Source organism: Serratia sp. JSRIV002 (assembly GCF_019968725.1).
GTDB lineage: Bacteria > Pseudomonadota > Gammaproteobacteria > Enterobacterales > Enterobacteriaceae > Chania > Chania fonticola_B.
On record NZ_CP074143.1, the window covers coordinates 4,950,761 to 4,963,133 of the forward strand.

Annotated in this window: 7 protein-coding genes; 1 reads left to right on the forward strand and 6 read right to left on the reverse strand. The window is 55.2% G+C overall.

Annotation, left to right across the window (positions count from 1 at the left end):
* Positions 1–138: 138 nt before the first annotated feature.
* The 3 genes from aceF to pdhR form a co-directional block, all read right to left on the reverse strand.
* Positions 139–2,016: a pyruvate dehydrogenase complex dihydrolipoyllysine-residue acetyltransferase gene (aceF, locus tag KGP26_RS23245; RefSeq protein ID WP_021806271.1), complete on the reverse strand. Its 1,878-nt coding sequence runs from the start codon at positions 2,014–2,016 to the stop codon at positions 139–141.
* A 13-nt stretch (positions 2,017–2,029) separates the two neighbouring features.
* Complete coding sequence (gene aceE, locus KGP26_RS23250) at positions 2,030–4,693, reverse strand: pyruvate dehydrogenase (acetyl-transferring), homodimeric type (protein WP_021179690.1); 2,664 nt, start codon at positions 4,691–4,693, stop codon at positions 2,030–2,032.
* Between the two features lie 165 nt (positions 4,694–4,858).
* Positions 4,859–5,623 (reverse strand): pyruvate dehydrogenase complex transcriptional repressor PdhR, encoded by a 765-nt coding sequence (pdhR, locus tag KGP26_RS23255; protein WP_021179689.1) that lies wholly within the window; start codon positions 5,621–5,623, stop codon positions 4,859–4,861.
* A gap of 605 nt (positions 5,624–6,228) precedes the next feature.
* Between pdhR and KGP26_RS23260 the strand changes: the two genes are divergently transcribed.
* Positions 6,229–7,608 carry an amino acid permease gene (locus tag KGP26_RS23260; protein ID WP_021806272.1) on the forward strand — a complete coding sequence of 460 codons (1,380 nt, stop codon included), beginning with the start codon at positions 6,229–6,231 and terminating at the stop codon, positions 7,606–7,608.
* Between the two features lie 55 nt (positions 7,609–7,663).
* Here KGP26_RS23260 and KGP26_RS23265 read toward each other — a convergent pair whose 3' ends face one another.
* From KGP26_RS23265 to KGP26_RS23275, 3 genes are read right to left on the reverse strand one after another with little or no spacing between them, the layout of a single operon-like run.
* Positions 7,664–8,905, reverse strand: coding sequence for a cytochrome c (locus KGP26_RS23265; RefSeq protein ID WP_059201745.1), 1,242 nt, complete (start codon positions 8,903–8,905; stop codon positions 7,664–7,666).
* Positions 8,905–9,456 (reverse strand): (2Fe-2S)-binding protein, encoded by a 552-nt coding sequence (locus KGP26_RS23270; RefSeq protein ID WP_021806274.1) that lies wholly within the window; start codon positions 9,454–9,456, stop codon positions 8,905–8,907. Before KGP26_RS23270 ends, KGP26_RS23265 begins: the two co-directional genes overlap by 1 nt.
* Positions 9,453–12,242 carry a xanthine dehydrogenase family protein molybdopterin-binding subunit gene (locus KGP26_RS23275; RefSeq protein WP_223664661.1) on the reverse strand — a complete coding sequence of 930 codons (2,790 nt, stop codon included), beginning with the start codon at positions 12,240–12,242 and terminating at the stop codon, positions 9,453–9,455. Before KGP26_RS23275 ends, KGP26_RS23270 begins: the two co-directional genes overlap by 4 nt.
* Between the last annotated feature and the right edge of the window lie 131 nt (positions 12,243–12,373).

The window sequence follows — 12,373 nt, forward strand, 5'->3', positions numbered from 1 at the left end:
GAGCAGTTTACAGAATTGTTAATAATCTGCAAAGCGTGTTCGAGTGACCCGTGTCCCAACAATTCTGTCGAGTCATGCAAAACCCGACAAAACTGCTACTGAATTACTAAGGGCGCAGCATGCTGCGCCCTTTTTTCATTACATCACCAGACGGCGAATGTCGGCCAGCATGTTGTTGATGATGGTGATAAAGCGCGCACCGTCAGCACCGTCAATCACACGGTGGTCGAAGGAGAGCGACATTGGCATCATCAGGCGCGGCGTGAACTCTTTACCGTTCCAGACCGGCTCCATCGCAGACTTGGAGACACCCAGGATAGCCACTTCCGGCGCGTTAACAATCGGCGCGAAGTGAGTAGTCCCGATACCGCCCAGGCTGGAGATGGTGAAGCAACCGCCCTGCATTTCGCCTGCGGTCAACTTACCGTCACGCGCTTTTTTGGAGATCGCCATCAGTTCACGGGACAGCTCAGTGATGCTCTTCTTGTTCACATCCTTGAATACCGGAACCACCAGGCCATTTGGCGTATCTACCGCCACGCCGATGTTGATGTATTTCTTCAGCGTCAGCTTCTGGCCATCTTCGGACAGTGAGCTGTTGAAGCGTGGCATCTGCTCCAGGGCAGCGGCAACGGCTTTCATGATGAACACCACCGGGGTGAACTTCACGTCCAGCTTACGCTTGGCAGCTTCGTCGTTCTGCTGCTTGCGGAACGCTTCCAGATCGGTGATATCGGTTTTGTCGAAGTGAGTCACGTGCGGGATCATCACCCAGTTGCGGCTCAGGTTGGCACCAGAGATTTTCTGGATGCGGCCCAGTTCAACTTCTTCGATCTCACCAAACTTGCTGAAGTCCACTTTCGGCCAAGGCAACATGCCTGGCAGGCCACCACCGGTAGCGGCAGGAGCGGCTTCGGCGCGTTTGACCGCGTCTTTCACGTAAGCCTGAACGTCTTCGCGCAGGATACGGCCTTTACGACCTGTGCCCTTCACTTTTGCCAGGTTAACACCGAACTCACGCGCCAAGCGGCGGATGACTGGGGTCGCGTGAACGTAGGCGTCGTTTTCAGCGAACTCGCCTTTACCGGCGGCGGCGGCAGGTGCAGCCGCTTTGGCTTCCTGCTTGGCCGGAGCCGGAGCAGCTTCTGCTTTCTGGGCCGGAGCAGCGGCAGGTGCTGGTGCAGCGCCTTCCACTTCGAACACCATGATCAGAGAACCGGTTTTCACTTTGTCGCCGGTAGCGATTTTGATTTCTTTCACGGTGCCCGCGAACGGAGCCGGAACTTCCATAGAAGCCTTGTCACCTTCAACGGTGATCAGTGACTGCTCAGCGGCAACTTTATCGCCCACTTTCACCATCACTTCGGTCACTTCTACTTCGTCGCCGCCAATGTCTGGCACTTCGACGTTTTTCGCCGCGCTTGCCGCAGGGGCAGCAGCCGGAGCCGCCTGGGTAGCCGCAGCAGCAGGGGCAGCAGAAGCCGCGCCAGCCACTTCGAAGACCATAATCAGGGAACCGGTTTTCACTTTGTCACCGGTGTTGATTTTGATCTCTTTCACGGTACCAGCGAACGGTGCAGGCACTTCCATAGAGGCCTTGTCGCCTTCTACGGTGATCAGAGACTGCTCGGCAGTCACGGTATCGCCAACCTTCACCAGGATCTCGGTGACTTCAACTTCATCAGCCCCGATGTCCGGTACTTCAACGTCTTTGGCTGCGGCAGCAGCAGGAGCCGCGGCCGGTTTTTCTTCTGCCTTGGCGGCTGGTGCGGCAGCGGCCGCACCTTCTGCTTCAAAGATCATCAGCAGTTTGCCAGTCTCGGTTTTATCACCGACGGCCACTTTGATCTCTTTGACCACGCCAGCCTGCGGCGAAGGCACTTCCATGGAGGCTTTGTCGCCTTCCACGGTGATCAGCGATTGTTCAACTTCAACCTTATCGCCAACCTTCACCAGGATCTCGGTGATTTCAACTTCATCTGCACCGATGTCCGGCACTTTGATTTCGATAGACATTGTTCAGTACCTCTTATGCCAGACGCGGGTTAACTTTTTCTGGGTTGATGTCGAATTTCTTAATCGCATCAGCGACCACAGAAGCTTCAATGTCACCGCGTTTAGCCAGTTCACCCAGAGCAGCAACCACCACGTAGGAAGCATCAACTTCGAAGTGGTGACGCAGGTTTTCGCGGCTGTCTGAACGACCGAAGCCGTCAGTACCCAGTACGCGATAATCGCTGGCTGGTACGAAAGTACGAACCTGCTCTGCGAACAGCTTCATGTAGTCGGTAGACGCTACCGCTGGCGCCTCATTCATCACCTGAGCGATGTAAGGCACACGTGGGGTTTCGGTTGGGTGCAGCATGTTCCAACGCTCACAGTCCTGACCATCACGCGCCAGTTCGGTGAAGGAAGTTACGCTGTAGGTGTCAGAACCCACGCCGTAGTCTTTCGCCAGGATCTGCGCAGCTTCACGCACATGACGCAGGATCGCACCGGAGCCCAACAGCTGTACTTTACCTTTGCTACCTTCCAGAGTTTCCAGCTTGTAGATACCTTTACGGATACCCTCTTCTGCGCCCTGTGGCATGGCTGGCATGTGGTAGTTTTCGTTCAGCGTGGTCAGGTAGTAGTAGACGTTTTCTTGCGCGTCACCGTACATACGCACCAGGCCGTCATGCATGATCACTGCCACTTCATACGCGTAAGCCGGATCGTAGGAGATACAGTTAGGGATGGTCAGAGACTGAATATGGCTGTGGCCATCTTCGTGCTGCAGACCTTCACCGTTCAGGGTAGTACGCCCTGAAGTCCCGCCGATCAGGAAGCCACGCGCCTGTTGGTCACCCGCTGCCCAGCACAGGTCGCCGATACGTTGGAAACCGAACATGGAGTAGTAGATGTAGAACGGGATCATTGGCAGATCGTTGGTGCTGTAGGAAGTCGCTGCGGCCAACCAGGAAGAGGCTGCGCCCAGTTCGTTGATACCTTCCTGCAGGATCTGGCCTTTCTCGTCTTCTTTGTAGTACGCCACCTGCTCACGGTCCTGCGGGGTGTACTGCTGGCCGTTCGGGCTGTAGATACCGATCTGACGGAACAGACCTTCCATACCGAAGGTACGAGCTTCGTCGGCGATGATTGGCACCAGGCGATCTTTGATCGACTTGTTCTTCAACATCACGTTCAAGGCACGCACAAAGGCGATGGTGGTAGAAATCTCTTTGTTCTGCTCTTCCAGCAGTGAGCTGAAATCTTCCAGAGCTGGCATTTCCAGCTTCTCGGTGAAGTTAGGCAGACGAGTTGGTACATAGCCTTGCAGCGCCTGACGGCGTTCGTGCAGATACTTGTACTCTTCGGAGTCTTTCTCGAAGGTGATGTATGGCAGTTTTTCGATGTCAGCATCGGCCACTGGCACGTTGAAACGATCGCGGAAGTGGTGAACCCCTTCCATGTTCATTTTCTTCACCTGGTGAGCGATGTTTTTACCTTCCGCGGTTTCACCCATGCCGTAACCTTTGATGGTATGGGCCAGGATCACGGTTGGTTTGCCTTGGGTATCCTGCGCTTTTTTCAGTGCAGCAAAGACTTTCTTCGGATCGTGACCACCACGGTTCAGCGCCCAGATTTCGTCGTCGGTCATATCTTTGACCAGCGCGGCGGTTTCCGGGAAGCGGCCGAAGAAGTGCTCACGCACGTAAGCACCGTCTTTGGATTTGAAGGTCTGGTAGTCGCCGTCCAGGGTTTCGTTCATCAGTTGGATCAGCTTGCCGCTGGTGTCTTTACGCAGCAGTTCATCCCAACGACCGCCCCAGATCACTTTCAGCACCTGCCAGCCAGCACCTGCGAAGATACCTTCCAGCTCGTTGATGATCTTGCCGTTACCGGTTACCGGGCCATCCAGACGCTGCAGGTTGCAGTTGATGACGAAGACCAGGTTGTCCAGCTTCTCACGGGTTGCGATGGTGATCGCACCTTTGGATTCTGGTTCGTCCATCTCGCCGTCGCCCAGGAAGGCATAAACGGTCTGGCCAGAGGTGTCTTTCAGACCACGGTGTTCCAGATACTTGAGGAATTTGGCCTGATAGATGGCGCTGATTGGGCCCAGACCCATGGAGACGGTCGGGAACTGCCAGAATTCAGGCATCAGTTTTGGATGCGGGTAAGAGGACAGGCCTTTACCGTGCACTTCCTGACGGAAGTTGTTCATTTGATCTTCGGTCAGGCGGCCTTCAAGGAAGGCACGTGCATAAACGCCCGGAGAGATGTGGCCCTGGAAGTAAACCAGATCGCCGCCGTCTTTCTCGTTGCGAGCACGGAAGAAGTGGTTAAAGCAGACTTCATAGAAGGTCGCAGAAGATTGGAAGGAAGCCATGTGGCCGCCCAGATCCAGATCTTTCTTGGAAGCACGCAACACGGTCATCACGGCGTTCCAACGGATGGCAGAACGAATACGACGCTCCAGATCCAGGTTGCCCGGGTATGCCGGTTCGTCTTCTACCGCGATGGTGTTGACGTAGTTGTTAGCCGCAGCACCCGCTGCAACGCTAACACCGCCCTTACGGGCTTCTCCCAGCACCTGATCAATCAGGAACTGAGCGCGTTCAACACCCTCTTCACGGATGACCGATTCGATCGCCTGCAGCCAGTCGCGGGTTTCGATCGGATCCACGTCATTGTTTAAACGTTCTGACATGGTGGTATTCCTTATCTGTCTAATGGTTTGTTTGGAGCCTGTCTTCGTGCGTTCTGTTATAAAACGCACGAAGACAGGCTCATCAGTTTGGTTGCCGCTTAAGTACTTAATTAAGCACTCCGAGCTTTATCTCTACAAGCTGGTGTGCCTTGAAGAGAACCACTCTTAATCCTTGCGTTGCTGGAGACGCCGCAGCGATCGATCACGCCGGGTGTGTTCTCTGCTGAGATCCAGCAAAATTTCCTCGATAAACGCCAAATGGCGGTGCGAGGCTTCACGGGCCTTTTCAGGTTCGCGTGCCACAATCGCCTCAAAGATCCCGGCGCGATGGCTACTCACTGTTGCCAACATCTCACGGCGCGAGTAGAGCAATTCAAAGTTCTGACGAACGTTCTGTTCCAGCATCGGGCCCATACAGCGCAGCAGATGGAGTAACACAACGTTGTGGGCAGCCTCGGTCACGGCAATTTGGTATTGCATGACCGCGTCGGCTTCGGCGTCTAGATCGCCACTGTCCTGAGCTTGCTGGATCACATGATGGCAGTCGCGGATGCGCGCCAGATCTTCGTCAGTCCCACGCAACGCCGCATAATAGGCAGCGATACCTTCAAGGGCATGACGGGTTTCGAGCAGGTCGAATTGTGATTCAGGATGATCGGCCAGCAGCTCAGCCAGCGGATCGCTGAAGCTCTGCCACAGATTAGTTTGTACAAAGGTGCCGCCTCCCTGGCGACGCAGGAGCAGCCCTTTAGCTTCCAGACGCTGAATTGCCTCTCTCAGAGAAGGACGGGAAACATCAAACTGTTTCGCCAACTCGCGCTCTGGAGGCAGCTTTTCGCCTGGACGTAGCGTACCCTCGAGGATCAGGTATTCGAGCTGCTGCTCGATAACATCTGACAACTTGGGTTGGCGGATTTTGCTGTAGGCCATGGGTGATTTCTTCTCTGCGAAGTGCCCGGAGTCAATTGGTAATACCAATTTCAAAAACGTGACGGTAAAGTAACAAAGTATTCACCTGCTGTCCATATGGGCCTTGATCGAAATCATGAATGCCGCACATTTTAACACTTCAATCCATAAGCCTTTGCAAACCGGCAACTCAGCGTTGGTAATACCATTTACGAGGTAGCCGCCGAATTTAACTTTTGTGAAACCTCTGGTTAGAACAATGCCCGGGTTATATGGCAAGGAGATTAAGGGTTATTTTCGCTTTATTACCGCTTACCGAACCCCGCTCGTTAACAAAAAAACAACAACAATTACGATTATTTTTGCCAATTCTGTGAGTTATTGCTTATTTCGTGCACGCAATCCCCCCGCTCGTCACACAACCCGCATTTTGTTGCCTAAACTGCTGCAATCTTAATCATTCAAACAACAAAGCAGGTGCAAACTTTCGCACATACCATTATTCTCTGCCAAACGGTAGCGACGCCGTGGAATTTATAGCTATAACGTCGTAAACAAAAAACAACACACATCGTAATCATTACTTTACGGTAATGAGCATTATGTCAGCACAGAGGGTTTCATTGATGGATGGTCAACAGCATGGCGACCAGCTGAAGCGCGGCCTGAAAAACCGCCATATCCAGCTGATCGCCTTAGGTGGCGCAATAGGTACCGGCCTGTTCCTCGGTATCGCTCAAACAATAAAAATGGCCGGCCCGTCGGTCATCCTTGGTTATGCAATTGGCGGTTTTATTGCCTTCCTGATCATGCGTCAACTGGGTGAAATGGTAGTAGAAGAGCCGGTGGCCGGCTCCTTTAGCCACTTCGCCTATAAATACTGGGGGAACTTCGCCGGTTTCGCCTCCGGCTGGAACTATTGGGTGCTGTACGTGCTGGTTGCCATGGCGGAACTGACCGCGGTAGGTATTTACGTGCAGTACTGGTGGCCGGGTATCCCAACCTGGATCTCCGCTGCCGTGTTCTTCCTGGCCATCAACGCCATCAACCTGTCGAGTGTGAAGGTCTATGGTGAAATGGAGTTCTGGTTCGCCATCATCAAAGTGGTCGCTATCATTGGCATGATCGCCTTTGGTGCCTACCTGCTGTTCAGCGGCCTGGGCGGCCCGGAAGCCAGCGTCACCAACCTGTGGGCGCAGGGCGGTTTCTTCCCGAATGGCACCATGGGGCTGCTCATGGCGATGGCGGTGATCATGTTCTCCTTCGGTGGATTGGAACTGGTGGGTATTACCGCCGCCGAAGCCGATAACCCGGAAAAAAGCATCCCGAAAGCCACCAACCAGGTGATCTACCGCATCCTGCTGTTCTATATCGGCTCGCTGACTATTCTGCTGTCACTCTATCCGTGGGGAAAAGTAGTCGAAGGCGGCAGCCCGTTCGTGCTGATCTTCCATGCGCTGAACAGCAATATGGTCGCAACGGTGCTTAATATCGTGGTCCTGACGGCTGCGCTGTCGGTCTACAACAGCTGCGTCTATTGCAACAGCCGCATGCTGTACGGCTTGGCCAAACAAGGTAATGGCCCGAAAGCCCTGCTGAAAGTGGATAGCCGCGGTGTACCGGTAGTTGCCATCGGTTTCTCAGCGCTGGCAACCGCACTGTGCGTGTTGATCAACTACCTGATCCCAGGCCGTGCCTTTGAATTACTGATGGCGCTGGTGGTGTCTGCCCTGGTGATCAACTGGGCGATGATCAGCCTGGCACACCTGAAATTCCGCAAGGCGAAAAACCATGAAGGCGTCGAGCCGAAGTTCAAGGCCTTCTGGTATCCGTTCAGCAACTATCTGTGCCTGGCCTTTTTGGCCGGTATTCTGGTGATCATGTATCTGACACCAGGGATCCAGATTTCCGTGCTGCTGATCCCGGTATGGCTCGTCATTCTCGGCATCGGTTACTTCATCAAGCAGCGTGGCCAACGTGCTGTAAGCGCCACCAATACCCACTGATATCATTGTTGACGATCAATAGGCCCGCACGCGGGCCTATTGTTTTTCTTCATCATTAATGGGCTTTACGCAGTGCCTTCACCTGCTCGGCGGTGATATCCGCCGGCAGCCCGCCCCAGGTGACACGCAGGTAATTCACCAGTTCGGCAATTTGCGCATCGTCCAGACGATCGGCAAAGCCCGGCATGCTCTGCATACTTTCGTTACCGGGGAACTGCTGTGCTGGTAGCCCATCCAGCACCGACACGATCAGGTTCTTGCCGTCCGGTTGGCGCAGCGTGGCGTTATCACGCATCGCTACCGCAACATGCGGTATACCTGCACCATCACGCTCATGGCAGGCGGAACACTGGTCGAGATAGGTGATACGCCCGGCATCACTGCCCTGCCCGATTTTAACGGCAACAGGCTGCGGTGGCTTATCGCCCATCAGGTAGGTCACCAACGCCCGATGATCTTCCGGCGTCAGATGACGAGTGCTGAGATCGACCACCATGTGCATTTCGCTAAACGCCGAGCCCTGCGGCGCTAACCCGGTGCTGAGGAAACGGCTCAGATCCTCTGGTGTCCAACCGCGCTGAGCCAAAGCCTGTGGCGTGATATCCGGCGCGATAAACCGCCCCAGATCGCCACCTTGCATTGGCTTGTTCACTTCCATCTGCCCCAGCATGCCCCGTGGCGTATGGCATTCGCCACAGTGGCCAAGTACGTCAGACAGGTAACGCCCCCGCTGCCATTCGGCGGAGCTCCCCTGCGAACTGGCGGGTAGCGGATCGCTGTTGCGGAACAGTAAATTCCAACCGATGAGCGCCATCCGCTGGTTGAACGGGAACGGCATATCGTTGGCTGGAATGGCTACGTCCACCGCCGGGCGCGACATCAGATAGGCATAAATAGCATCCGCATCTTCGCGCGAAATGCCTTTGTAGGAGGTATAAGGCATCGCCGGATACAGATGGCGGCCACCCGGAGCCACCCCCTGCGTCAACGCCAGGAAGAAGTCATCCTTGGTCCAGCGGCCAATACCCTGATCGGCAGAAGGCGTCAGGTTGCTACCATAAATGGTGCCGAATGGAGTATCCAGCGGATAGCCTCCCGCCAGCGGTGCCCCACCAGCGGCAGTATGGCAGGCAGCACAGTCGGCAGCCTGCGTCAGATAACGCCCACGGGCAATTTGTTCACTGCTGGCGGTAACCTGCTGGACTGGGCCGTCGTAGCTGCGGTTTTCTCGCCACCACAGCACGGCGATGACAATCGCCGCTATCAGCACAATCAACAATGCGAGACGTTTTTTCATTACGCCGTCTCCTTCAGCAGGCCTGGAGTTTTCAACACCACGTCACGCACCGCCTCGTAATAACGGACATAGCCGGTGCAACGGCAGATATGGTTTTCCAACGCCTGCTCAATCGCGCCTTCCAACCGATCGCGCGGAATTGGCTCACGCTTGAGCTTCTCGACAAAGATGGTGGCCGCATTGACAAAGCCCGGCGTGCAATAGCCACACTGGAAGCTGTAGTGATCGAGGAACGACTGCTGGATCGGCGAGAGTTCAACCACTTCGCCCTGATTATCCACCTGCGCAACGCCTTCGATGGTGCGTACCTGTTTGCCATTGAAAAAGTGAGCGCCGGTGATACAGGTACGGATTTCTTCGCTGGTGCCGCTTGGATGGTCGAGGATCGCCACGCAGGCGTGGCAGATACCCTGCCCGCAGCCGAGACGTGAGCCGGTCAGATCGAGATATTCATGCAGAAAATCGATCATCATCAGCCCTTCAGGTACCTCGATGGGACCATATTGTTTGCCGTTAATGGTCAGGGTAATGGGTTGGGTTTTAATGCTCATGGTAACACCTCAAGAATATTTTCGGCACGAACAGGCAAATCACGGAACCGATGACCGGTGGCGTGGGCAATGGCGTTAACCAATGCGGCAACCACAGGGATCATGACCACTTCCGCCATCCCTTTCGGCGGATCGGTTTCCGAGAGCGCAGGAAGGATGTCACCGGTCTGTTTCCAGACAGCCACATCGCTGGCACGCGGCAAATGGTAACGGTTAAAGTTCCAGGTGCCGTTACCCGGCCCATCTTCGTACAGCGGTAAATACTCATGCAGCGCATGGCCGATCCCCATCGCCAAACCGCCCTGTAGCTGGCCGGAAACCAGCTCAGGCACGATCAGGTTGCCACACTCCATAATCGAATGATGATTTAGCAGTTCAACCTTGCCGGTAGCGATATCTACCGCCACTTCTACCAGCGTACCCACGGCGCTGTAATAGGTCACAGCTGCGTTATTACGTTGGGTTGGCGGGTAATAAACCTGCTCACGTGCCAGAGTGCTGAATTCGCCGTTGCCAATGCGTAGCGACAAACCGTCAACAGGCAGGCGCTCGCTGCGATTATTCAGCTTGAAGTCCGCTTCAGCCCACTGCCAGCGGTTGAAGACGTGCACCACTGCGCCAGTCAGGTTGCCCATCTGATAGGCTTTCTTCGCCAACAGCTCAAACGGTAATATCTGCATACCGGCCGCTGTCAGCCCCCCCTCGACCCAGCGAGCATCTTCTTTACGCACCACCAGCGGTGCCGCCTGGCCGCCACCAATGCCAGACTGCCAGATAGATAGCGCGGCAGGCCACAGCCCCTGTTCAAACACCAACCGGGCCGCTTCGCGCGTGCTGTGCGAGAAATAGTAAGCGGAGTTGCTGGCGCTGGAAGGTGAGCAGTAGCTTGGCGTCCAGTTCGGATTGGTTTGCAGCTTGTCCTGCTCATCCTGCGACATCGTGTAGGGATCGCCGCTGGTCACCATCGGCAACAGGGACCAATCGGTCACCGAGAAATGAGCCTCATCCGCCGGTTTACCCAGCCATTGTGCACATAGCACCGACTGCGACGTTGACATGCCGGTGCCCATTTCTGCCCCGCTGTGATACAGCGAGATACGCCCGTCCTCGCTGAACTCCACGCGAGCAAAGGAAGTTTCGGCTCCAGTGCCAAAGTCTTTCTGCACGCACCCAAAACCCACGCCATAACGCTTACCGGGATATTGGCTCTCAAACTCGGCCTTGCGTTCGGCGCGTTTGCGCCACATCTCATGCTGTGAGGCTTTTACCAGCACTTCATCGGCGCGAATGGCTCCTGCCGGGATCGCCCCCTGGGTATTTTTCATGCCGGACTTAAGCACGTTGCGCAAACGAAATTCGATCGGATCGAGCTTCAGCTCTTGTGCCAATTCATCCATCATCATCTCGGTAGCGGCCATGCTTTGCAATGTGCCGTAGCCACGTGCGGAACCCGCATCAATGGCACGAGAGGCCAACCCGACAGAGGAAAGATCGCTTTTCGGGAAGTAGTAAATCGACTGTGCCGCCGTCGCGCCAACCATCACCACCGATGGCGTAAAGTTACAGCGCCCACCACCGTCGGCGGTCATCGCCCCTTGGAAGGCCTGCAATATGCCCGTCTGCTTGTCTACCGCAATGCGGTAATCCATATCGAAGGCATGGCGCTTGATCGAGGTCTGGAACTGCTCGTAGCGGTCATTAGCCAGCCGTACCGGTAGCCCGTCACCGTACAGCGCGGCAACCGCACCGTAATACGGGAAGTTATAGTGATCTTTTGAGCCGTAGCCCACGGTGTAACAAGGGTGCAGGATCAGCTGTTTGACCGGCTGATGACGTTTGGCCAACATACGTGGCATTTCGTCCGCCACCTCCTGCGGGGACTGGGTCGGGATCACCAGATGCAAGGTCTGGCTGGCGGTATCAAACCAGCCGTTGGCGTTGTCTGGCTCCAAGGCCGAAGTATCAACAGATTGTGTGGTATAGCGGCGTGACATTACCAACCAGTCCTGGGGTGGGGTTTGCAGCTGATCGGCAATCATCCCGGCGTAATACATGCCTTCCTGATCCAGCTTGCCGCCCTCACGCCCTTCCGGCCACACCGGCAAATGTCTGCGCATTGACAGCGGGAAGATAGGGGTGTCTTTCAGGCTGGAGAAGCGATCGTCATCGAATGGCTGTTCGCCCCCGACGCGCACGTAGCGGAAGCTGCCCCAAGGATCGCGCTGTAACGGGCCGGTTTCAGTACCATACTGGATCACTTCGTCGTGGAATTTCAGCTTGTCTTTGGCAAAGCGGAAACGAGCAAAATCATGATAAATCAGGATTGCCACCGCATGGCCGAGATAGGCTGGGGTTTTCCCTGTAGGCAGCAGCATGTCATCGCCATAAAACGCCGGGAAGGCCAAACCGTCACGCTCAAGATCTTCCGCCGTTACTATCCGATCCGGTTGCAGATCGTCACCCAGCAAGGAGAGATCGATGCCAGTAAACAGACGATCGGCTTTAGTGGCGCGCAGAATAAAGGCATGAGCCTGCTGCTGCGGCCAATGCGGCATATCAACGGCACGAATATCACGGGCAAACACTTTCTGGCCCATGACCTTGGAGCGGCCATCTATACGGTAGCGAATGCGTTTAGTCTGCGCATCCCAGTTGGGCGATTGCAGGATCTTTTGCTCAAACAACGCGGCATAGGCGCGGCTGTAAAGAGGCGCGAGGTAGACGGACACCCCCGCTATCATGGCACCTTTGATAAAGCGGCGTCGTGACGGGTTGAAATTGCTCATAAAATATCCTTTACGTTCTTATTTACCCCTGGTATCCAGATGCGGGCATTAGCGCCGTACCCCGAAGGATGGAGGTAAGTCGTTTTTTATCGGTTTTGTTGCGCAACCGCGGGTAACCTTGCCGAAGACGT

Bases quoted from the DNA above. Each gene is read 5' to 3' on its own strand.
- aceF (WP_021806271.1), bottom strand. From the start codon at position 2,016: ATGTCTATCGAAATCAAAGTGCCGGACATCGGTGCAGATGAAGTTGAA.
- aceE (WP_021179690.1), bottom strand. From the start codon at position 4,693: ATGTCAGAACGTTTAAACAATGACGTGGATCCGATCGAAACCCGCGAC.
- pdhR (WP_021179689.1), bottom strand. From the start codon at position 5,623: ATGGCCTACAGCAAAATCCGCCAACCCAAGTTGTCAGATGTTATCGAG.
- KGP26_RS23260 (WP_021806272.1), top strand. From the start codon at position 6,229: ATGGATGGTCAACAGCATGGCGACCAGCTGAAGCGCGGCCTGAAAAAC.
- KGP26_RS23265 (WP_059201745.1), bottom strand. From the start codon at position 8,905: ATGAAAAAACGTCTCGCATTGTTGATTGTGCTGATAGCGGCGATTGTC.
- KGP26_RS23270 (WP_021806274.1), bottom strand. From the start codon at position 9,456: ATGAGCATTAAAACCCAACCCATTACCCTGACCATTAACGGCAAACAA.
- KGP26_RS23275 (WP_223664661.1), bottom strand. From the start codon at position 12,242: ATGAGCAATTTCAACCCGTCACGACGCCGCTTTATCAAAGGTGCCATG.